Here is a 22,955-nt window from a genome sequence, read left to right as displayed (position 1 = left end):
TTCACAGCAAGCAGACGTTCTAACTAAGCGGCTTTGTGAAGTACTGATCTTGTGTAATCTGCTCATTCGACAGTCGAGCAGCTGCATAAAGCGCTGCAGCGGCGATACTTGCTAGACTCTGTCCGCTGTGTATGGCTTCTGCTTTCGCCGCCTCAACTAATTCCCGTGTAAGTTGTTCAGCTTCCCCACTCACATCAAGTGCCGAAGCAAACTGCGAAACATACTGGAGTGGATCGGCTGGTTCAAGTTGTAAGCCGAGCTCTTGGGACAGATAACGATATGCCCGCTGTATACGTACCTTTTTGACGCGGCTCACTGTCTCGAACTCAACCAGTGTACGTGGCGTTCCATGTTGGCGAGCAGCGGCATATAAGCTAGCTGTTGACATTCCTTCAATCGATCGGCCTGGTAATAGTTCGTGTTCAACGGCTCGCCGATAGATAACACCAACAGTTTCTCGACAGGATTTTGGAATCACAAGTGCTGATGCCATTCGATCAATCTCGCCAAAGGCATGCTTGAGATTACGCTCCTGTGCATTCTTCGTAGCGAACCGCTTATCCCAGGTTCGAAGACGTTGAATCTGTTTTCGTTTTTCCGAGGAGAGCTGATTTCCGTGCGTATCTTTGTCGCGCCAACCAATCATCGTACTGAGGCCATTATCGTGTCTAAGTTCGGTTGTCGGTGCCCCAACTCGGCTACGCTCTACACGCTCTCTATCGCCAAACGCTCGCCACTCAGGGCCACGATCAATCATATCCTCATCAACGACAAGCCCACATTCACTATACGTCGTCTCACCATGTTCAACATCGCTGGTGATCTGTCCATCACATTCTGGACATACCATACTTGACTCAGTTGATCCTGTTTGGTCTGACGTCTCATGGGATCTAACTGTGGTGTGTATATTATACATCATTTGAGATGATTATAGTTATCTGGTCGTATCCTGGCAGTGGCTGTCTAGCAAGTAGCATTGGGCCGGATATGAGTACAGGGGGGATTCCCACTGCTTAGGAATGATTCAATTTACCAAGAATTAGCGATCCCAAATAGTCAATTCTATCCTTTGATCCCTCGTCGATTTTGGCCCCAATGCTACGTCGCGGTATCAGATACGTCGAACCTTCTCGGCGAATCGATTGCCCTTCTAGATATTAAGTGTCGTTCTAATCAGATAACGTTTGACCGGTGGGAATTGCTCGCCAGCGTGAGTTCCTGGATCGAGAACGATCAGTAAGAAGGTGTTAGATCCAATGGCCGATGTCAGAATTCCACAGCCTGATGAGCAGATCGATGTATATCCCCACTAGTTCGGTGGCGGGATGCGCCAGCAGGCGATGCTCGCGATCAGGTTGGCTCGCCGGCCGTCGCTGTTGATCGCCGACGAGTTTTTCTAAAGGAGTAACTCAGCAGGCAGACAACGACGCAATGCTCATGTGATCTACCATCTGTTCGGCTGGTTCTGGCTCGACGAATTTGTGTGTCTCTCCATGACGACTCCGACTGCTCGAGTACTCACTTGCAGACATTCCCGAAGGACTGGCGCGCCGTCGAGAAGCCAGACGAGTATCGTGAACCCGGCGAGACCGACCTGAATCCGCAGGTAGGCCGAGAGATTCCCCGCAAGCAAGTCGCTCGTGTAGTGACCGAACAGCAGAAAAACTGCTTCGAAAAAACTGGGACCAGGGGGGTGGCCCTCGACCAATGTAACCGGCCAGAAAGCGAGGTCGATTAGAAGAACACCCTGACGGAACACGGCATCTATGATGTCGGCGGGGGGATGTAACAGATAGCTCAGTCCAAACGCGAGGCTGGTTCGCGGCCGTGCGGTCACGTTTGCGATCATTCCAACGAGGATCGCCAGTGGCACCGCAAAAAAGATTGAATGACCGATCGCGTAGCCGACATCGAAAATGCCATACTCCCACGCGAGCGGTTTATCGATCAGGTCTGGGAGAACTGACGCGAGAACAACGGCGAGCGCATCGAGTCCGCTGGGCGACTCACGAAAGACGGTGTGACTGATCAGCGAATACAAAATATAGCTAACGATCAAGTGTTCCCATGGCCACATAGGATAGTGATGCGGTGACCACGGAATAGTTATATAGCGCCTGCCAGCATGAATAAGCATATGCAAACCGTCAATTCGATTCCGTCAGATCAGGTCCCTATTAGTGATCCATCGAGAACAGAAATTAGATAGTATTCTCAACAGAGCTGGTAATATCTATAATGCCTGGTTTTAGTTCAGTCAGTAGAGAATGGCTTGATCCACAGATAGCACCCATTCTCGTTGCTATAATTGTCTTTGCAGTCATTGGTACACTCCTTCTATTTGGTGTTGGCCTTATCGCGTATTTGAGGCGACGAACAATCCGCTATTTCTTGATTACGGTTGTACTTGGAATGCTTGTAGCTCGTTCTATAGTCGGGCTTGGTACTGTTTTTGATTTGGTACCAATGACCGTCCATCACCTTGTCGAACACAGTTTTGATTTTCTGATTGCTACCGTTCTACTCTACGTAGTGTTCCGAAATAAGTCACCAACTTACCTTTCCTCCTTCAGAGCTGACGGAGACTAAACACGCGAAATACTCATTGATATTTGACCGGCCTTAATTGGCTTATATGTATAATGATCTTCCCTACACTGCTGACCGAAATCAACACGGAAAGTCAAGGGATTAGTAATTGCTAGGAGATGTGTCTTTTACCACCATTCCAATGAGGGTGATCGTGAAGAGGAGGGTGACCCCTGTAGTTCCCTTAACGATCAAATTGAACATTGGTGATCCGGCAGGATCTGGGATTATGATATATAATGTTACCATCAGAAATCCAAGGGTTAACATTGCCACAACCATGGCGTCACCAAGTGCCTTATTCATATCTCAAGGATCTTTGTCAAACAGTATAAGTCAATCGAATCTTGGGAGATTGACGATCACGACTAGGTCCGCTATGCATCTGCATCAATTGGGATATTAAGCACATTGTCTACTGATTCCACCACTATTATGAACGATAAAATATGGAGATTGAGTGAACACTGCAAGGATCATCGGTTATCGCAGGCCCGCCATAATAACTATATCTCTGATATTTGTTTGGCGAGCAGATATCTCCGTGTGATGGCCCTATCAGAAGCGACTCTATTAGGTTTACGTGGCTGGCAGCCGCGACGGCCAGATACGGATTTTGGGCGGTGTTCTATAGTCGTTATAATGACAAACGCGACGATTCCAAGCCCGTTGGAATCGGGGAGACATTGATAATAGGTCATAATGAACATATTCATTGTCGCGTGACCTACCGCACGCGACAGACCGCGAAACTGTGATCCCATTATCGGAACACAGTAACCCCACTGACCTTGATCTCGTCCGGCGGAAACTGCTGTCCCTAGTCCGCCGGACCTGCCATTATCATAATCGCTCAAGAGTTGTCGGGTGGAGCTCAGTAAAATAACCCTTAGAAAAATAGCCTTTATCTAAAGGAAAACTCCTAGTTCGTCCCCACTGATACCGGCCCGAACTCAAACAACGGTTACGTCGAGCGATGAGCGCACAACGAGCACAGGATGGTATAGAACGTATCTGAATTGGACGACTTGGCAATAGGGATAAGGATGACAAGCGCGTCGCCACGGCGCTCTAGAGGGACGACCGACAGTGTGTGCCGGCGCGCTCGAGCGAGAGGCAGTGCGGTGTGCCGCTGTCGGGCGGGCTGACAACGATTCCGATAATTGTAAGTATCCAACACGATCGCGTCGATTACCGTTAATTTTAAATATATTGATGGAATTACAATTTTTATTTGGCGTGGAACCTTTGATATTTGCCGAGAAGTAAACGGAAGGCCGACCACGGTGTGAATGCGAAAGCCCACGTCCAAAGTCGACTCTTCGAGGCTATCGCCAAGGAACGCAATCACAAACACTTGCTTACGTACGGCCGTCTGATGGTCGCCGAACTTCTCCCAATAGTACTCTCGAGCATCACTACTGGAGATCATGCTCACCATGTCGTAACCGACGTCATCGGTGAGTTCCTCGGCGCGTTCCATCAGGTGGCAGCCATAGTTCCAGCGCTGGTCGGTCTCCCCTTTACCGCCGACGGCGACTTTCGAGCCGTAGACGTGTAGTTCTCAGACCAGCGCCGTGTCCTCGAGTTCCGGTTGAACTGGCCGTTCGGGAGTCGGAATCGGCAGATGCCGATGAGCAGGCCCTTCTCGGAGTCCTCGAACAAGATGAAGTGTTCGGTGTCGCCTCAGGTCTTGTAGGTCAGTACGTTGAGGTCGACGTTTTCGGGCTCCTCATCGTTTATCCCGGCCTCGCAACAGCAGATGTACTTGCAGCCCAGCCGTGTTCATCCAACCGCTGATCGGCGAGTTTGCAGAAATTTGACTTCCGACCCGGCGTCGATGAGGCCTGCCGGGATGTCTCGCTGGACGCGCTGGAGTCGTATGTACCGGGAGATCATCGACCTGATCTCGGCGATTAGCTCGGTGACCTTGTAGTTCGACAGGGATCGTACTGTCTCTATGCAACCAGCCGTAGGTCACGCCTCCTGCACCACGAGCGTCGGGTTGACATTCAGGTAGTTTGGCCTCCACTGCTCGGTCTCGAAGAGCCGCTGGAAGTCCTCGAGACACATCTCTTTGCTTAACCCGGGCTGACCCGGTATCATGTGGAATCTGACCTTGAACGCCGAGTCACGCAGTCGCTGGTTGGCGTCGATCGGGACGCCGTGGACGCGGTGTATCTCCCGATTAACACGCTCGTAGGCGGTTTGGACGCCGACCTTAGGCATCCGGTTGAGTTACTTGGGGCCGTACCAGTCGGGTTTGGTCTCGAAGGTCGTCCCGATGTTGTGGACGTCCGAGGTCTCGTTCTCCGCGATGACGTCCCCAAGTTACTTCCACTCGTACTCCTCGGGTCCTGCGCGAAATTGACACCTTCGGCCGGTTCGGGCTCCTTATCGATGTCGAAATCATTCATCGCCTCGAGCGCGCTTGACAAACGACCCTTGGTAGTCATGGTTGCGGGCGGTATCGTCCCGCCCATCAGGATGGCCTTGTCGACGGGGTGGCCGATCTGGCGCAGCTACTCGAGCCAGAGCGTGACCTGCTCGTATGGATTGTAATCGTTCTGGCCGCCAGGGGTGGCAGGCACCTTGCCCGTGTAGCTCTGGGACGACGAGAACTCGGAGTCGGGACTGAGGGACAGTAGAGACACTTCCTATGAGGACACCGTTCTGGCGAGGTCATGATCGTGACCGGCGAGACGCCAGAGGCTGTCCGAGCCGATTTGCGTCGAAGCGCCGTCCCGAGGGTCTCGCGGTGCTCTTCGGGCGTGTAGTCCAGCAGCTCGGATTTCTTCGGCACTTTGGACGTGGAGCATCCCGACCAAGCCTTGAGCTTGGCTTTCTCGACCTCGTTGTGCTCGATCTCGCCGGCGAGGATTCGGTCGACAAGCGTCTCGTAGACCCGCTCGAACGCTTCAGTTTCGGTCGTTTCGGGCGTCTCGGTACTCATTGTGGTAATTCGTCGCCGTTTGCGAATAAGTGTGTTAGATTCTCGAATCAAGACACCGCCGGAGCAATTGCTGGCGGCGGGCGACTCCCGCCAGGGTCATCGATTCTGGATACACCGGCCTTTCTGAAAGGTAGTCGCTTAAGGGCAGTCTCGCCCTATGCACCGCGTACCGAATGTCTCCTGACCTGGCGATAGTCATCGCCGCAGTCGCGTTGCCGTTCGCCGCCGCAGCCATTACGCCGTTGTTCTTTCGCGTCCTCGGCGAAGGAACCGGGTTCGCGGGAACCTTCGTCGCGCTCGCCTCGTTCGGCCTGCTCGCGACCCAATATGGACAGGAGGGGACCGTCTCACTTAAGTGGGTACCCTCGCTCGATATCGCACTCCGCTTTCACGTTGACGGCTGGGCGCTCTTATTTGCCTTGCTTGCGTGCGGTATTGGCGCGCTTGTCTTTACCTACTCGCCCGCGTATATGCACGGTCAAGCCGGACTCAGCAAATACTACGCAGCACTGCTCGCCTTCATGGGCTCAATCGTCGGCGTCGCGTTGGCCGCCGACCTGGTCGCGATCTTCCTCTTCTGGGAGCTCACCAGTCTCTGTTCGTTCGTCCTGATCGGCTACTACACTGCCGACGACTCTTCGAAGTACGCCGCTCGGATGGCCATGCTCATCACTGTCGGTGGCGGTCTCTTCCTGCTCGTCGGCCTCCTCCTGCTCTCGGTCGTCGCAGCCAATCTCCTTGGTCCTGAGTCCGCGTTCAATCTCGCCGTGATGCTCGAGAACCCCAAGGCGATGCAGACCGCCCTGCGCGAGCGGGGCCTGTTCCTGCCGGTGCTCGGACTGCTCGCCATCGGTGCGGCGACCAAGTCCGCACAGGTGCCGCTGCACTTCTGGCTGCCCAATGCGATGGCAGCACCGACTCCAGTCTCGGCCTTCCTCCACTCCGCGACAATGGTTAAGGTCGGCGTCTACTTCGTCGGGCGTGTCCGCCCTATGCTCATCGGTCCTGAGTGGTTCTTTTTGTTCACGACGCTCGGACTGACGACAATGACCGTCTGTGCGGTGCTAGCGGTCGCGGCGACGGACATCAAGGAACTGCTCGCATACTCGACGGCGAGCCACCTCGGCCTGATGGTTGCTGCCTTCGGCTTCACATCCGTCTACGGCGCAGAGGCCGGCGTCTTCCACCTGTTCAATCACGCGCTGTTCAAGGCCGCGCTGTTCCTCGTCGCCGGCATCGTCGCCCATGAGGCAGGTACTCGTAAGATCGACATGCTCGGCGGTCTCGGGCGTGATCTGCCGGTCACAGCGGTGATCACCACGGTCGCCGCGCTCAGCATGGCCGGCATCCCGCCGTTCAACGGCTTCTACTCGAAGGAACTGCTTTTCGAGGCCACCGTCGAGGTGAGCCACGATGTCGGGATGCTGGGCTGGCTCTATCCCGCCGTTGCTGTCTTTGCGAGTATCTTCACGGTGCTGTACTCGCTTCGGTTCCTCTCGCTGTTCTTCGGTGACCGGCCGGACGGACTCGGCCGCATCACTAGCCCTCCCGCCACCCTGCTCGTCCCGCCGACCGTGCTGGCGCTGCTCGCCGCGGTTGTTAGCGTTGATCCGCAGCTTGCTGTCGACACCATCGTCCAGTCCGGCCTCGAGGCGACGGCGAGCGACCCTCAGGAGATGTACGTCGGCATTCCGACGTCGTACTCGCCGGCGGTGGGAATGAGCATGGTCACGATCGGCGGTGGACTCGTCGCGTTTCCGTTCTACGGCCGTCTTCACGATGCCATTCGCGGGGTCGTGCAGCAGACGCCGCCAGTCCGTGCCAACTGGTGGTACAACGTCGTCGTCGACGGCCTCACCGATGAAGGCCGGTGGTTCGCCGAGACAGTCCACAACGGCCTCCTGCGAACGTACGCAACGTGGACGCTGACAGCGACCTGTACACTCGCGCTCGTCGGCTTCGTCGCGGCGGATGCCGTCGCGCCGACCGAGTTCGGGCTCGACGTCACGGTTCCGATCGCGCTCGTGTTGCTCGTTGCGGTACTCGGCGGAGTCGCCGTTGTCCGTTCAGAGACCCACATCGCGGGCGTGCTCACGCTCTCAATTCTTGGGTTCATGGTCGCGATCTTCTACATTCTCGCGAGCGCGCCTGATCTCGCCTTGACCCAGCTGGTCGTCGAGACGCTCGTGCTCGTGATCTTCCTGCTCGTGATCGAGGAGATCCCCAAGTCATACGCGATCGGGCTTGGCCGGGGCGTTCGCGACGCCGTCCTCTCGTTGGTGGTCGGCGTGACCGCATTCGTTACCGTCATCGTCACGACCAGCGCGCGCCCCGACGGCAGTACGGCCATCGCCCGCTACTTCACCAAGAAGGCGGTTCCAGAAGCTGGCGGATACAACGTGGTCAACGTGGCCCTTGTCGACTTCCGCGGCTTCGACACGCTGGGTGAACTCGTCGTAATCGCGTTGGCCGCGATATCGATTCTGACGCTCATCGCGATGCGGACTCACAGCGACGGCGAACTGACGGAAACACGGGGCGACGACGGACCAGCCGGCTCCCACACCGACGGAGGACGTTCCGGAGGTAACGATGAGTGACGACAAAGATTACATCTGAAGTCAGTCAACTATCGCGTTCTGTCAGAGAATGTCATGATACTCAATCTTAGCTCAGGTTTTAGAAGTATTGGCTTGCTATTCTCAACCATATAGGAAGGGATGGTCTGCTGAAACGCTTGGAGAGGTACAAATTCAGACAGTAGTGTGACCGGATGGAGCCTCCACAAATCGCAGTTACTCTGGTTTGTTGAGCAAACATTCAATTTCGCTCGGCGGGCTGTCGCGCGATATCCTCAAAGTTCTCGAAACGGCGCTCTATGGACAGTGCAGCCAGAACGAGACAGTAGATTCGCGTCTCAAGCGGAAGTGTGGTGTGTTTGTCTACTTCGGCACTGGTGGAAGCAATTTCGAGAACTCGCGCTTACTTACCTCACTTACAATCTTGACCAGATACTTTAATCGTCAGATTCAGGGGCTATACTTGACGTTGTAAATTCACACCCACTTTATTTATCTTGTACTTTTGCGTCTTGTGCGGCCAGTTCATCCTGAGTCTATCTCGTGAGACCCAAACGTAGCCGTTTTCGTCGGCAGGACTTCAGCTTGATCATCAACCAATATCGAATACTTTCTACCCCACGATGACAAAGTCGGAGATAGTGACAGACTCTCTGTCCTTGTAACGGTGAAAGGCGACTGCTCAACGAAAGCTCGAAAGATCGTATATATGGGTGGCGAACATATTCACACGTTTCTCACCTAATAGGAACTGGCCTCACCCGCTATTCAGCGGGAATTTATATACTCAAATAGCCTATGAAAGAGCGTATTGAGCCGTCCGAGATAGATGTCTCGCGCCGCAAGCTTCTCCTGACAACTGGTGCTACGAGTATCTCGGCCTTTGCGGGCTGTTCAACAGATAATAGATCCACTGAGAACGGAACGGAGACAACGGCGCCGGCGACCATAACGGACCATTCGTCGCCAGACCTCAAAAAATGGGTTGACGATGTGCCTCGCCCAGGCGTCATAGAGCCAACTGGGATGAAGGACGGGCAACCCTATTACGAGATCGAAATGAGCGAAGTCGAACAGAATCTCCACAGCGATCTTCCGCCGACGACCGTCTGGGGGTACGATGGTCAATACCCTGGTCCGACCATCGAAGCCCAACAAGGCGAACCGATCTATGTGCGGTGGCAGAACAGGTTGCCGGACGACCACCTCTTACCCGTGGACACGACGGTTCATAGCGATCTAGTCCCGTACGATACAACAGGCGTACGAGTCGTGACGCACCTTCATGGAGGGAACATCGAAGCCGAGAGCGATGGCCACGCCCAGGCGTGGTTCACCCGTGATTTTCAAGACACGGGACCTGAGTTCGAGAAAAAGGACTACTACTACGTGAACGACCAGCCCCCAACGACCCTGTGGTACCACGACCATTCGCTCGGCATCACGCGGTTAAACGTATATGCAGGTCTCGCAGGCTTCTATCTACTTCGGAACAAACACGAGCAGGATCTCGGCCTACCCGATGGTGAGTACGAGATCCCACTCGTGCTTCAGGATCGAAGCTTCAATGAGGACGGGTCATTGTTCTATCCGACGGCCATCTCGGACGAGCAAGAAAGTGGAGAGAAGTCACAGCCAGATCCGAGCATTGTTCCGCAGTTCTACGGAGATACGTCTCTCGTCAACGGGAAAGCGTGGCCTCGGCTGCCCGTCAAACCCAGAAAGTATCGGTTTCGGCTCCTCAACGGTGCCAACAGTCGTTATTACAATCTCAAACTGCTCGAGTACGATGAGACTTCCGGCGAAACTGGTGACGACGGCCCGCCTTTCGTCCAGATTGGGAACGATGGCGGCCTCCTCTCGGAACCGGTCGAGATTGCCGACCGTCTCGAGTTGGGACCGAGCCAACGTGCCGACGTCATTGTTAACTTTTCCGACTACGCTGGCCAGACGCTGCTCCTTCACAATAATGCGCCGTCACTGTTCCGTGGCACGCTGGAGAGAAGCGAGGAGACAAAGCCACTTCCGGAAATTATGCTCATCGACGTGGATGACGCGGGGAGCATACAAGGCACCAATCAGGTGCCGGACAAACTGACGGAGATCCCGAAGATTTCTGCCAATGCGGTAGATCGTACCAGACAGCTCTGGCTCTCTACGCAAACCGACGATTACGGACGGATGCTATCCCTCCTCGGGACAGAAGACCAAAAAGTAGGGTACAGACTGGACGATCCCGTTACTGAGGATCCCACGCTCGGCGACACCGAGATCTGGAGTCTCGTTAACAATACTGCAATGTCCCATCCGATACATCTCCATCTTGTACACTTTCAGGTGCTGGGACGAGAGTCGATCAACGATTATGATCCGGACAAGGACACCATTAAACCGGCTACGATCGAGTCTCCCCAGACCTATGAGCTGGGTTGGAACGATGTAGTCACTGTTGATCCCGGTGAGGTTGTTCACGTGATCGCACACTTTGGGGAGTACGAAGGATTATTTAATGACCAAACGGGCAAATATATGTGGCATTGTCACATGATCGAGCACGAAGATCACGACATGATGCGTCCCCTCAAAGTAGTGCCGAACTCTGACAACTAACTAAATCTATAACCACTATCGTTTCGTTCGCAGTCTTAAGCGGTTGCGTTTTAATACTGGTATATATGATCCTGTCTAAGAATTCGCACTATCAGTCATCCGATATCGATCGAAGACACCGCTACACGATTCGCCAGACCGGCCGTCAGTGTCGGCAAAATGCGAATCGGGCTCAGTTATTCGGCGATCGCGTTCCGCAGCGACCTGTCGGGAGATATCCCGCGAGCTGATGACGTACCCCTCGAGCGTGTCGTCGGGTAGATCCGTAAAGCGGCCCTCGAGCCAAACCCACTCGCCACTTCGGGTCGCGTGACGATATCGGACCAACGCGGACAATTCCCCCGTCGCACTGATCTGCTGGAACTGGTCCGCGACGGTTTGCCGATTGTCCGGATGGATGTACTCCTGGGAGCCCTCGCCGACGAGCTGGTCCGACTCGTACTCGAGCAAGATCGAGGCCAGATCGCCGATTTCGACGGTCATCTCACTATTGTGCCATTCGTTCACGTAGGATGATGAAAAGCGTGGTGGGCGGGACGCCGACCGGGCGCCTCGCTCTATCGACCGGACCGGACGAGTCGAAGGCCCGCTTTCGCCGTCGTCCAGGCCGGGTACGCGGTATTATAGACGCTGTTCGGCGCGTTTCGCGCGCCGGCCCAGAGGAGGCGGTGGACCAGCGGCGAGCCGGACGACGATATCAGATCGGCCAGATCCGCGGTTTCGAGCCACTCGAAGAAGCGTCGCTCGGCCGGCGTCGCGGGTTCGGTCTCGCTCGCGCGCTCGCGGATGTCGACCCACATGTGGCGCTCGTCCTGGCCGAGCACCCAGTCGCCGCGCTCGAGGGAGCGACGGAGGTCGCGGTAGTCCGCGTCCGAGAACGGATAGCCGTGGTTCGACGGCTCGAGGCCTGCCAGGCGAAGGCCGACCGCCGTCCGATAACACTTCTCGCATTCACCACAGTTACCGTCCATGCGGTCGTTACAGGTCTGGAGTTGCAGTTCGGGATCCGCGTCGCGGACGTAGTCGGCGATGACGTCGAGGCGTTCCTGCCGGGTGAGTTCGTAGGCGTCGTGGTGACACCGCGTCCCGGCCCACCGGACGCGCTCGTCGACGTCGGGGCGCGAGCCCCACTCGAGGTCGATCCCGTCCCAGTGAGTCGCAGCCACGTAGAGATCCTCCATTCCGCGCGCGTAGGCCATCGGCGCGCAGAGGCCGAGCAGTCCCAGCCCGTGACCCACGGAGCTGTACCAGCCGCCGTCGACGTAGCGCTTGTAGTGGGCCAACAGCATCGGATGGTCGAGGAACGAGAGCATGTTCGACTCGACGAACGCCGTCTCGCAGTCGCGGTCGGCGGCGAAGCCCGAGACGCGCTCGCGGAGGGCGTCCCACTTCCCGTCGTCGGCGGCGTCCGGGGTGATCGTCCAGCCGCGAACGCTGATCAGCGTCGGCGACTCCTCGCGGTGGCGGACGTACGAGCACGTCGAGTCGACGCCGCCGGTGAACAGCAGGCCGCTCTCGCCGGTCGCGTCCGGCTCCGCTTCGATGGTTCGGCGCGCGTAGAGCGTCCCGCCCTTGAGGAAGTCGTGCATCTCACACAGCGATTCCTTCACGTCCTCGAGCGCGCGGGCGAACGTCGCGTCGACCTCGTCGACGTAGACGTCGGCTCCGTTGGCCCACGCGACCGGACAGACCTGCGCGAGGACGGGAATCGCGAGCACGCCCTCCGGAACGTCCCCGATCGGAACGTCGTAGCTAGTCCGAAACGATTCGTCGGTGAAGAACCGCTCGAGGTCGGCCGAGCTGCGGACCGAGCACTCGAGGGTCGCCTCGTGAGTCGAGATCTCGTCGATGATGATGGATGACATAGTGAGGGCGAGTTCAGGTGTCGTCTCAACCGATCACGACCGCCTACAAAAACCAGCATAATCGTTGATCGATCGCGTCTCGAGAGATCAATCCGTAGCTGACCGTTCGGATTCGATAGGGATAGCATACTTCGGATGGAGACCTCACAACGGCTGTTTTCGAGGGTAGGAAGCCTATAACAAACCCCGGCAGTGCCGACCACTGGCCCAACACATGCGTATCGAGACTGGTCCGGCCGAACTCGGTGAGTGGACATGAGACGATCGACGCTCAACGTGACGGTCGCGATTGGCTTTCTCGCAGTCACGATGGGGATCCTCGTGGCGAGGGCGAATCCTGCTACCGACTACGAGCCGTCGGTCTACGCGGGTGCGCCGACGATCACCTGGTTCGGGTTCGCACTCGCGCTCGCGATCGCGGTCGGAGCAACCCTGTCCTGTCGCGGCCGTCAGCAAGGACTCGGAATCGGTCTCGGGGGACTGACGGTCACGGCCATCGTGAGCCTCCCGATACTCAGGAACTATCGGTTCGCCGGAATGGGCGACGCACTCACGCACCTCGGGTGGACGCGCGACATCGTTACCGGCGGAACCGCGCCGCACGAACTCTTCTATCCGGGACTCCACTCTATCGCGACGGTCCTGCACTTCGCGGGCGGCGTCTCGATCGAACGCGGGCTCCTGATCGGGATGGTCGTCCTCTTCGTCCCCTTCGTCGTCTTCGTCCCGCTCGTCGTCCGCGATATGACCGGCGACGAGCTGGCGGTCGGCCTCGCCGCGATCGTCTCCTGGATGGTGCTGCCGATCAACAACATCGCGACGCACATGGGCGTCCACACCAACTCGAACGCGCTGTTCCTCGTTCCGCCCGTGCTCTTCGCGATCGTCGCCTATCTCCGCCGGCGCTCGACGCTCGAGCGGCTCCCGCTCGGCGTGTCGCCGTTCAGCGTTCTCGTCTTTCTCACCGGCCTCGCACTCTTGCTGGTCCATCCCCAGCAGATGTTCAACGTCGTCGTTCTCATCGGCGCGATCAGCGGCGTCCAGTTCCTCGCCCGCCGGCGCTACGACGACCACCCGATGCTCGAGCATCCGACGACCCACGTCCACACGCTCTCCCTCGGGGCCCTCTTCGGACTCTGGGCGCTCGGCAACGAGCGGTTCAGGCAGGCCGTCGGCGGCCTCGTCACCGGCCTGCTCGCACAGGATATCGGCGGCAGTACCGAGGTTAATCAACGGGGGACGTCGTTGACCGAGATCGGTGGCAGCCTCACCGAGTTGTTCGTGAAGATGTTCCTCGACGCGGCGATCATCGGCCTCATCGTCGGCTGTTTCATCCTGGTCGTCTGGCTCGGCCGGACGAGCCTCGACGGGGAGACCAGATCCCTCGTTAACTACTTCGCGTTCGCACTGTTCCCGCTCTCCGCGATGTTTCTCGTCTACTTCCTCGGGACGCCGACGATGGCGTTCCGGCAGATGGGGTTCATCTACGTGCTCCTGACGATCCTGGCCGGTATCGCCCTCGCACGGCTCGTCGGCGGCCTCTCGGGCGTGATCACGAAACCAGGCGCGAACGCGGTCACAGCGCTGGTACTCGGGGCGTGTCTTGTCCTCGGGCTGATGACGGTGTTCACGTCGCCGTTGATCTACAACCCGGGGCAGCACGTGACCGACGAAATGATGAGCGGCTACGAAGATGGCTTCGATCACGGGGCTGATGACGTCCCCTACGCGGGGATGGGGTACGATCCCTATCGATACGAGCAGGGCATCAACGGGGTTGCAGGCGGCGGCGACACGGTCGGTGGTGCGTCGGCCGCAACCGGCTCCGTCAACGCCACCGTGTTTTCGGAGGGGAACTACAGCGGGGCCTACCCCACCGACGAGTACTACTTCGTCGTCACCGACTGGGACAAGTCGAGGGAGCTCGACGTCTACCGCGAACTCAATTATGATAGGAGAGCGCTTGAGGGGCTCGAAACCGAGCCGGGCGCGAACAAGGTCATCTCGAACGACGACTTCGAGATGTACGCGATCGACAGCGCACCGTAAAGGAGGAGAGATGGAAACGCCGACCGGGATCCGACTCGAGGCCCGTCTCTAAAGGGAACAGCGAGAGGTCCACGGGTCACCTGACCCGTGGGTGAATCGCGTACGCTCACCTACTGTTTCATCTCCTCAATGTACCGCCAAACTACATCTTCGGAAACTGCACCCGTTGTCCCGCGTAGTACCCATCCTTCCACAAACCGCTTCCCCAGAAGTACCGCTGTTTGATTTCTGGATGACGCTTGAGAATCGGTCGTCCTGAGGAGCCTGTCTAAGAATTCGCACTACCAGTCATCCGATATCGATCGAAGACACCGCTACACGATTCGCCAGACCGGCCGTTAGTGTCGACAAAATGAGAATCGGGCCCAGTTATCCGGCGATCGCGTCCGCCACTTCGTGGCCGTCCGGCCCTCGGCCGGACCGCCACAGTTTCAGCAGGTTGTGCGTCGCCGAAAACAACGACCACTCCGCTTGTGCCCCCGTCTCCCCGCGTAACAGGAATCGGTCGCAGCCGCGGGTAACGTGCTGACCGAACACTGCTTCTACGCTTTGACTACGCTTGCGGTAGATGCTTCTGCCTCGTTTCGTCCGGAGTTTCCGCTCCATGCGTTCTTTCAGCCCGTACTACTTGGGGATCCGTCCTCATGGCGGATCTGCCTCCCGAAGTTCTTTCCGTCGCTTCCAGTCTTTGGTCGTGGCGATAAACAGTTCCATCTGCTAACTGCGCATTCTCTTTGCTCCAATACCCAGCGTCGGCAAGCGCCTTCTCCGGGCGCTTGCCGTTCACTTCTTCCCAGTTCTCCAGCATCGGCTTGAGTTGCTGTACGTCGTTTGCGTCAGTAGTGATCTCCTGAGCGACGTGACCTGCGTGTCGCAGTCTACCATTGTTTGGCCGTTATACCCCTGTTTCCTCCCGTTGCTGGTTTTGAGCGTTTGACTCGCTGGGTCTGTCGTGTTTGCCTTCGTGTCCTCCGGAAGCTCCACCTCCTCCGGAGGTGTGGGCTTCCGGCTACGCTTCTTCTGGCCCATTTCTTCCTTCTCCTGTTTTCTTTGGCAGATTTTCTCGGCTTGCTCCTCCTTGAGTTGCTGTTCCTTTGCGTTGAGTCGGTCCCTGGCTTCCTGTAATCGGTTCAGTCGGTCCTCTCGCTCCCGGAGTTCCTCCGGGAGCTCGTTCCCACGCTGTTCGGGACCGTATTCGTCATCTTCGGCTTCGTTGACCTCAGCAGGCTCCTCAAGGATGTCGTGGATTTCCTCGGTGATCTACTCATGAGTCCGGTTTTGGTCGAGGGCAGCGTCGCCCTGGCCGCGACGGCTATCCAGGACGACTTCGCCCATTTTGACCATGCCAGCGACAGAGATGAAGGATTTCGACGAAAAGGTGCTCAAACTCCTCGCGGTGGTTCTTGCGGAAGAGGCTGATTGTACGGAAGTCAGGGTGTTGATTCGCGGCAAGGTAGCGAAAAGCGACGTCACGTTCAAGGAGACGGTCGATTTTCGGGAGCTGCGGATCCCGATACAGTACCCAAAGATGAGGATCTTCAGCATCATCACGGGATGGAAGGACGGTCGCCCACAGCCGTCCTCCCGATCTTCCGGATAGAAGGAGTCGAGCCGGCCCTCGTTGTCGAGATAATTGATGACGTCGGAAACATAGCGTTCGAGGCTATCTTCTTCAACCCACTCCGCGACGTTCTTCGGCAAGAGGTGTTGCTGATCTTGGTCGTATCGGATGATGTTGGACGTCACGGGTGGATTCTTACACTATCCAGGAGTTTCCGCTAGATAAAATCTACGCCATGTGAACTCAGAACTCGCAGAATCCAATTACCCTGTCAGTGTTTCTTGGACAGGCTCATATGGGAAACAGAATTTGACAGAGCCAAAAGGATGTATACTAATTTACACTGCGTTTCGACACTCGAACCAAAATCCCCATTTGAGAACGAGCACAAGAGTGACTTGATGACACGAAACGAGCGGCTATCACGACGGAGGATGCTCAAGTTGGCTGGTGTTGCGACATCGACGGCGATTGTCGCCGGTTGCAGTGGTGGTAACGGTGGTGGTAATGGCGGTGGTAGCAGCGACGGTTACGAAATTGAACCCGGAACGCAACTTGATTTTAGCGGTCAAACGAGTTACTGGGAAGGTCTTGCCCCATCCTCAATCGAGGGCGAGCAGAATCCGACGCTTATCCTTCAGGAGGGTGAGGATTATACGATCGGCTGGTCGGAAGGCGATGGTGCCGCCCACAACATGCAGATTCGGAATAGTAACGACGAAGTCATCGATGACCTCACGACGGGCGAACCGGTCTCAGACCCCGGTGACGGACTGTTCTTTGATTTTACGGCCAGTAGCGAGATGGCCAGATACCGCTGTGAGCCCCATCCGAATATGGAGGGTGACTTGCAAATCCAAGGTGGCGGCAGCGGTGGCAACGAAACTGGCGGTAACGGGACCAGTGAATAACCGGTTGACCGTGCTCCAGTAGTAAAAATCTACGTATTTCCCTGCTATAACCACTGGTCCTGACCGTCTGTAACCCAGACGGAAGCGAGCAGAACCTAACAACCCATAGCCCGATCCTTGCGGCCATGTAAACTAATGCAGAATTTTTGCCCAGTGATAGGAGCCTCTATTGACCGCTTCTCATCGACTGTTTGTATTCTACGGCGGTAAGATCAACACGGGCGTTGAGAGCCGGTACTTGTCTAATTTCTGCACCAAATCGCTACTATTCCCCGTCAATCGCTCGGTGGATAAGGTATCCAGCACACTATTATCCTCTGCGTCACTGACCATCAGATTCATCGATCACGTCGATTTCGTATCGGTTCCTATAGTAGTCACTGAAGGTCAATACACACCTGATCGCGCGACGGGTTGTGATCAGCGTGTAATTCGTTTCAGTGGCTACTATAGACTCCGACTGTACCTCATATCGACCGCCCTTCTCGAGCAGGGAGACCGACATCTCCCCAGTGACGGCGCGTCTCGTTCGCGGTTCGAGATCGTCACGCTGGATTGAGTACTCCGAGACGACCATGCGGTCGCGGACATCACCTGTCTGTCCCCCATCGAGTGCGACGCTGTCACGATCCTGAAGCCATTCCAGCAGGAGGTCCTCGACAGAATGACCCCCCGGCCAGAGGTAGTGAAGTTCGCGACGGTTACGATGATCGTAGGAGCCGCAGACGGCAGCGTTGCCCGACTAGACACGCCATGCATCGAGGGCTGCCATCACGTCGGCGATGATCTGCGGGGCGACCTCGTACTCGTCGGGGTAGAAGATCCGGAAGCGGATACACTCGTCTTGCAGCGGGACAGTGTCCCACCACTCGGCGTCACGGCTCCAACTGTCGAACATCGCCTCGTCGCTACCGTATCCGACGGTCACACCGTCGATTTGTGAGGCAGCTGCAAGTAGTTCGTCTGTCTCTCCTTTGAGTATCCGGAGGACAGCATACGAAGATACTCGTGGGCTTGTTTGTCCGGCAACCGGGCGACTTGGTCGTGGTGCTCACGACTTGTCGTATCTTCTCGAGAATCGCCGTGAGATATCGGTCAGTCATAATTCGATGGAGACCAAAATGTGCCTCCGCCCCTCGGCGGGCGCTGATAGACTTAACTAACGAATGACGCTCCTGGGTCCGGCCGTTAGTTAATATGCGTGAACCTGACTCTTCTTCGAGCACGTCTATGATCTATTCTGCCGTGTGACTGATCCTGTCGAGCCGATTGTGAACGACCTCTGGATCGTTTGACTCCCACGCCGCGAGGTAGAACGCCAAGCCGCTCGTAGCAAGCCCGAAGTGCTGGCCGACGATGTACGCGACGGCTTCTGCCTCCACCTCACGCTTTGACCGCTCTGTGTCGTCGACGAAGTGGAGCAGGGCATGGGCGTACTCGTGGATGAGTGTTCGCGCAAGATCGGCTTCATTTACTCGTCCTCGAATCTCGACGAGGGCTGGATGTCGATGAGGCTGATTTGCTCACAGATACTTTTTCGCGTCGCCGTGTGACCACTCTGCTTCGGGACGATGCGAACCGTCACCCCGAGGTCATCTGCGGCGCCAGTCAGCTGGGCTACGAGATCGTCGGCGTCACCAGTCGCTTCCGTGTCGAGTTGTGGAAGCGGCTCACCGCCAGTCTGTGGGATATCGAATACAGGTACGGCCTTAAATCTGACAAGGCCTTTTGACCATTCCTCCAGTGGTGTCTCATCATAGTCGCAGTTACTCCCTTCGTGGTAGCTCGGTAAATTCTCGCATTCTATAGTAGTCACTGAAAGTCAATACATACCTGATCGCGCGACGGCGTTGTGATCAGTGTGTAATTCGTTTCAGTGGCTACTATAGGCACTGCTTCGTGACGATCGGGGCTCAGATCCAGATGGCCTGTTCATCCTCCTCGACGTGCCGGTTGAACTCCTCTTGTCAGGTTCAGTAGCCGACAACCTTCGTCGCTTCGAGACACTGGCGCTTGATCAGGAGCGGTTCCGATACGAGTAGTCGCTTCCACGACTCTGAACGTCTTCGTCAAACGTCGTCTCATAAAACATCTCTGAGAGTCATGGTGTTCACGAGGGGCGATGAACAACTCCGGCTCCCTCATATACTCGTGGGACACAGAAACGTCTTTTAGTATCTAAAATGGATATCTGCCAGACGAGCTTTCATGTATTTACACCTCTCAAGCAGCATGGCATCATTCAATAACCAGTACGCGTGACCTTTACTGTACTTGTTCTCGCAGTTTCCTTTGTCTATTGCTCGCGTATTTTGTGGACTTTCTCAAGTGTGATGTCGTTGAGCCAATCCATTACCGACCCTTGTATTCTATTGGCAAATTCCTCTATCAGTCCCTACGAGATCGGAGCGAAAGCTGTTCGCGGGGTTCCATTATTGATCAGGCAAGAGGTCAGTGTGGACCAGCGCGCGATACCGGGTATCGGTTCCCTCCTCGAGCCGTTTGAGCAGCGCCGCCGCCTTCGAGAAGGTCTCTGGAAGTTTGAACGGGTCGTCGACATCTTCATCACGTTGCTTGCAGAACTTGACGAACGCCAGCAGGTTCTCGTAGGCACCCACGCGAGCGTAGACGACGCCGATGTCTTGGTCGACTGCGTCCTGCCAGGTATCGATTATGGGCTCGACTGCCTGCCGGGGACTGGATAGTTGCTCGGCCAGCTCCTCGGTGTCAATCTCCCCCTCGCCGACCATCCCATCGAAGACCGACTGGAGGTCGTCGCTGGTGTCCGCAAGCGGCGATGCGTCCGCTTCGGCCTCGACAAGTTCGGCGAACGTCTCGACTTCGTCGCGCCGGACTGCGACGGGATAGACGAAGCCATGTGTCTCTTTCGGGAGCGTGTACGATTGCTCTTTGATACCCTGTTCGCCGGGTTCAGTCTTGCCCAGCATTTGCTCGAGAACTCCCATATCAAAAATAGGTGTCGTGAGGCGAATAAGTGTTCCGTAGTCGACTTGACTCCGTTCTGTCTATAATTTATTGTTAAATATAATATCATTCCTCCCTGAACGTCCCGGACGCACTAGCCCTTCCATATGAACTCCTGTCAGTAATTTTCGGTGCAACTGCAGGATATAGACCGATGAATCGTTACTGAAGGCCGTTCAGTTAGCGGCAGCACGAACTTATGCTATGGCGAAAGTCCGGCAGCGAAACGGCCATCGGTCGTGAACAGCCCGGACCGTGGAGGAGATAGGAGGTGGCGGTGACTGCGTTCACACCAGTAAAAAAGGGCTCCAGCCTGGCTATTCCTACCAATGGCCGCGCTTGGGGAAGTGGACCGTCGTCCACCCGGTCACGGCCAGTGAGACACGTCATTCATGCCAGTTCTGAGTAGCCTTGTAAATGCACACTTGCTCGCCTTCTTCGATCACGGCGCGTCTGATGACTTCCAGATTGTCACGCGCGTCTGGCCACTGTCGTCCGTGATGAGCCTGACCTGTGCAATGCTCGAATGTGAGGATTCTCACAGGGTTTTGACACACTCTTCGATGCTCACTTCCTTTCGGGAAACTTCCTTGAGTTTTGTGATGAGAACTACCTATCTGAGGGCCGTCTGCAGTTCCTCGAACACGTTGACGACCGTACTCGTCAAGTCTTGGCCACCGACGACGGCCTCACTCAACCGCTGGCTGATCGCCGCCCGAGAATGGTACCGGCCATCTGTTCGCCAACGCCATGCACATCCTCAAGCTGATCTCGGCCACTCGCCCGCAGCTCATCGAGCGAATCGAACTTGCGGGTGATCGCCTGCCTGTCGCCGGCCCGACGCCGTTGATGTCCTCGACGATAGTCCAGATTCGCTCGTTGTGGTCGTCGATGTAGAACACGAGCTGGCGTTCGAACTCTACATGGTCGATCTCGCCGGCAGCGTACTGCTCGCGAAGGTCGGCGACGGGATCAGGGTCGGAGTCGTCCTGTAGCTGCTCACGGGAAACTGACATAGCTAGATAGGTTATTAATGCAGCGCCGCTGCTGACCACGACGCTGTAGAGAAGCCACGGTTTTTAGAAACACCGCCAGAGGCTGGCGTTAGGGTTCCCTCTGCTGATGGTGTTCACGAGAGAGGCCGAGATCAGGTAATAGTGTGGCCATTAGATACACAGTATGCCGATCTCGGCTACGGCGAGGCATGTCACAGAGTATAGTTCTATTATACTATAAACGGCAGCGGTATAAAGCTACAAAAAACGACAATTCCTACTTCCTTGGAATCGGGTTTATTCTTTATGAAATCAGAGCGTGGAGATGGGCTATGGAACGGCGATCACTTCTTCAGATAGTGGGCACTGCCGTTGCTGGCGGTGTAACTATTCTTGCAGGATGCAGTAGATCTGGTAATGAGAATGGGGATACTGGCTCTACGACGGACACCCAGGAGTCTGACAGAGCCTCAAATACAGTCCAAATGGTTACGGAAGGTGACGATCACTACTTTGATCCCATTGGCTTATTTCTGGAATCGGGAGACACGGTCGCCTTCAAGCTTCAAAGTGGAGCTCACTCGGCGACAGCATATAAAGGGGGGAATAGATTAGTTTCAGAGACACGTTTCCCTGAAGATGCCAGCGCATTCACTAGTAAAACGCTAACCAAGCAGGGGGCGACCTATACTCACACCTTTCAGGAGCCCGGTACGTATGATTACTTCTGTATTCCCCATAAGTCGCAGGGCATGGTCGGTCGAATCGTCGTCGGAGAACCCGGGGGTCCAGCTGAGGGAAGTATGCCGCCGGACGGTGATGTTCCGGAGAGTCAGATAATCGCCAATCAGGGTTCTGTATCGTATAGTGATTTCACTGGACAGATTAGATAATATATTGCGTATATGAGAACGATCATGATTTGAGCTGTCTATTACCCGTAAATTAAATGCGCAGTACAATTCAAGCACGAAATAGACATGCGACTTATACGTTTTGAGTATCCCTCTTCTGGACCATCTGTCTCAGGTTGCAGCTAAATATGCAAAGGCGAACTGAATGGCGTTGTACGCACCGTGAATAAGTGATGGTACGATAATATTCTCCGTATATTCATACGTTGCCCCAAGTACGAGGGCGAGTACAAAAGTAATACCAATATACACGAGCTTCCCATTTCCCGTGAGGGAGAAAAGATGGAGTGAGGCGAACAAGGCACTGGCGAGAACGATCGCTCGGACTGGTGTAAATGATTCTCGGAGTACACCTTGGACAAGCCCTCTAAACAGCAACTCTTCACCAGGCCCAACCAATAGAAACGAGAGGAGGATGAGGAGAAGAAAAGTCGCCGGACTCTGCTGGCCGATCTCGACGACCTTATTTTGGGCTGACTCTAGCCCAAGATACGAAATAGCCGATGACATTGCAAAAAGAAGTCCGAGAATGCCTACCGTTCCAATAACGGTAATAACAAGGTCCCGTTTACTCGGTATAGAGAACGGAACAAATTCGAAATCGAGATTACGAACTTTGAGATAGATGATCGCAATACCACCATAGGTCACTCCCTGGAGCAGAACTGTACTGAGTAATACGTGGAGTGATGGTTGTGCCGTGAGGTTTAGACCGATGGCCCCCAAGGTAAGTGCCGCAATGATAAGAACTATATTTCCAATAATATACGATCCATAGGTGAGACCGATAGCTGTAGAGGTCGATTGGATACGTGAATCGTTCATTCCGTTGCGTGTATCTTGGGGAGGACATTATAAACAAAGTTCGATTCGCTAAGCGCGGTTCTGAACAGATAATTGACTTCCGTCAGTCTGCATGATATATGTTGTCGGTCATTGTC

General features: G+C 55.7%; 15 protein-coding genes and 6 pseudogenes. 8 read left to right on the top strand and 13 right to left on the bottom strand.

The genetic code is table 11. From position 1 onward, the window contains the following. Positions 1-19: 19 nt before the first annotated feature. Positions 20-850 carry a TFIIB-type zinc ribbon-containing protein gene (locus NDO75_RS26115; RefSeq protein ID WP_310909469.1) on the bottom strand — a complete coding sequence of 277 codons (831 nt, stop codon included), beginning with the start codon at positions 848-850 and terminating at the stop codon, positions 20-22. A gap of 597 nt (positions 851-1,447) precedes the next feature. After that, the gene (locus tag NDO75_RS26110; protein ID WP_310909468.1) at positions 1,448-2,080 is read right to left on the bottom strand and encodes a metal-dependent hydrolase; all 633 of its coding nucleotides are present in this window, start codon (positions 2,078-2,080) and stop codon (positions 1,448-1,450) included. 161 nt (positions 2,081-2,241) lie between these two features. On the opposite strand from NDO75_RS26110, the gene NDO75_RS26105 reads away from it, so the two are divergent. Continuing rightward, positions 2,242-2,592, top strand: a complete 351-nt coding sequence (locus tag NDO75_RS26105) for a hypothetical protein (protein WP_310909467.1) — start codon at positions 2,242-2,244, stop codon at positions 2,590-2,592. A 102-nt stretch (positions 2,593-2,694) separates the two neighbouring features. Here the strand turns inward: NDO75_RS26105 and NDO75_RS26100 are convergent, their stop codons facing one another. Beyond that, complete coding sequence (locus tag NDO75_RS26100; RefSeq protein WP_310909466.1) at positions 2,695-2,898, bottom strand: hypothetical protein; 204 nt, start codon at positions 2,896-2,898, stop codon at positions 2,695-2,697. 1,069 nt (positions 2,899-3,967) lie between these two features. Beyond that, positions 3,968-5,545, bottom strand: a pseudogene (locus tag NDO75_RS26095) (tRNA uridine(34) 5-carboxymethylaminomethyl modification radical SAM/GNAT enzyme Elp3); the annotation flags it as partial. Between the two features lie 173 nt (positions 5,546-5,718). Between NDO75_RS26095 and mbhE the strand changes: the two are divergent. From mbhE to NDO75_RS26085, 3 genes and pseudogenes are all read left to right on the top strand, one after another. Next, on the top strand, positions 5,719-8,145 hold the full coding sequence (mbhE, locus tag NDO75_RS26090) for a hydrogen gas-evolving membrane-bound hydrogenase subunit E (RefSeq protein WP_310909465.1): 2,427 nt from the start codon (positions 5,719-5,721) through the stop codon (positions 8,143-8,145). A 262-nt stretch (positions 8,146-8,407) separates the two neighbouring features. Then, positions 8,408-8,565: pseudogene (locus NDO75_RS27860) on the top strand (IS5/IS1182 family transposase); the annotation flags it as partial. Between the two features lie 357 nt (positions 8,566-8,922). Further along, on the top strand, positions 8,923-10,734 hold the full coding sequence (locus NDO75_RS26085) for a multicopper oxidase (RefSeq protein WP_310909464.1): 1,812 nt from the start codon (positions 8,923-8,925) through the stop codon (positions 10,732-10,734). Between the two features lie 75 nt (positions 10,735-10,809). Here the strand turns inward: NDO75_RS26085 and NDO75_RS26080 are convergent, their stop codons facing one another. Beyond that, a complete protein-coding gene (locus tag NDO75_RS26080; protein WP_310909463.1) occupies positions 10,810-11,217 on the bottom strand; it encodes a PAS domain-containing protein in 408 nt (135 codons plus the stop codon). Between the two features lie 74 nt (positions 11,218-11,291). Then, positions 11,292-12,599 carry a hypothetical protein gene (locus NDO75_RS26075; protein WP_310909462.1) on the bottom strand — a complete coding sequence of 436 codons (1,308 nt, stop codon included), beginning with the start codon at positions 12,597-12,599 and terminating at the stop codon, positions 11,292-11,294. Between the two features lie 255 nt (positions 12,600-12,854). On the opposite strand from NDO75_RS26075, the gene NDO75_RS26070 reads away from it, so the two are divergent. Continuing rightward, positions 12,855-14,648, top strand: coding sequence for a hypothetical protein (locus NDO75_RS26070; RefSeq protein ID WP_310909461.1), 1,794 nt, complete (start codon positions 12,855-12,857; stop codon positions 14,646-14,648). A 110-nt stretch (positions 14,649-14,758) separates the two neighbouring features. Here NDO75_RS26070 and NDO75_RS26065 read toward each other — a convergent pair. Further along, positions 14,759-14,907, bottom strand: a pseudogene (locus NDO75_RS26065) (transposase); the annotation flags it as partial. A gap of 1,083 nt (positions 14,908-15,990) precedes the next feature. Here NDO75_RS26065 and NDO75_RS26060 point away from each other — a divergent pair. Both NDO75_RS26060 and NDO75_RS26055 read left to right on the top strand, forming a co-directional pair. Then, positions 15,991-16,248: a hypothetical protein gene (locus tag NDO75_RS26060; RefSeq protein ID WP_310909460.1), complete on the top strand. Its 258-nt coding sequence runs from the start codon at positions 15,991-15,993 to the stop codon at positions 16,246-16,248. Between the two features lie 395 nt (positions 16,249-16,643). After that, complete coding sequence (locus NDO75_RS26055) at positions 16,644-17,120, top strand: hypothetical protein (protein WP_310909498.1); 477 nt, start codon at positions 16,644-16,646, stop codon at positions 17,118-17,120. A gap of 322 nt (positions 17,121-17,442) precedes the next feature. On the opposite strand, the pseudogene NDO75_RS26050 reads toward NDO75_RS26055, so the two are convergent. The 5 genes and pseudogenes from NDO75_RS26050 to NDO75_RS26030 all read right to left on the bottom strand — a co-directional run bounded on the left by NDO75_RS26050 (position 17,443) and on the right by NDO75_RS26030 (position 21,160). Further along, positions 17,443-18,223 (bottom strand): annotated as a pseudogene (locus NDO75_RS26050) (hypothetical protein). Between the two features lie 132 nt (positions 18,224-18,355). Beyond that, a pseudogene (locus tag NDO75_RS26045) lies at positions 18,356-19,185 on the bottom strand (DUF955 domain-containing protein); the annotation flags it as partial. Between the two features lie 367 nt (positions 19,186-19,552). Further along, positions 19,553-20,086, bottom strand: coding sequence for a hypothetical protein (locus NDO75_RS26040; RefSeq protein ID WP_098727538.1), 534 nt, complete (start codon positions 20,084-20,086; stop codon positions 19,553-19,555). Between the two features lie 342 nt (positions 20,087-20,428). Next, a pseudogene (locus tag NDO75_RS26035) lies at positions 20,429-20,826 on the bottom strand (DNA-binding protein); the annotation flags it as partial. Continuing rightward, a complete protein-coding gene (locus tag NDO75_RS26030) occupies positions 20,795-21,160 on the bottom strand; it encodes an SHOCT domain-containing protein (RefSeq protein WP_310909459.1) in 366 nt (121 codons plus the stop codon). The pseudogene NDO75_RS26035 and the gene NDO75_RS26030, both read right to left, overlap by 32 nt. Positions 21,161-21,309: 149 nt before the next feature. Between NDO75_RS26030 and NDO75_RS26025 the strand changes: the two genes are divergently transcribed. Next, on the top strand, positions 21,310-21,993 hold the full coding sequence (locus tag NDO75_RS26025; RefSeq protein ID WP_310909458.1) for a plastocyanin/azurin family copper-binding protein: 684 nt from the start codon (positions 21,310-21,312) through the stop codon (positions 21,991-21,993). 132 nt (positions 21,994-22,125) lie between these two features. On the opposite strand, the gene NDO75_RS26020 is transcribed toward NDO75_RS26025, so the two are convergent. After that, on the bottom strand, positions 22,126-22,839 hold the full coding sequence (locus tag NDO75_RS26020) for a type II CAAX endopeptidase family protein (RefSeq protein WP_310909457.1): 714 nt from the start codon (positions 22,837-22,839) through the stop codon (positions 22,126-22,128). Between the last annotated feature and the right edge of the window lie 116 nt (positions 22,840-22,955).

Source organism: Natrinema sp. 1APR25-10V2, from assembly GCF_031626495.1.
Taxonomy (GTDB): domain Archaea; phylum Halobacteriota; class Halobacteria; order Halobacteriales; family Natrialbaceae; genus Natrinema.
The sequence above is the reverse complement of the archived record's forward strand: the minus strand, read 5'-3'. Positions and strand labels throughout refer to the sequence as shown.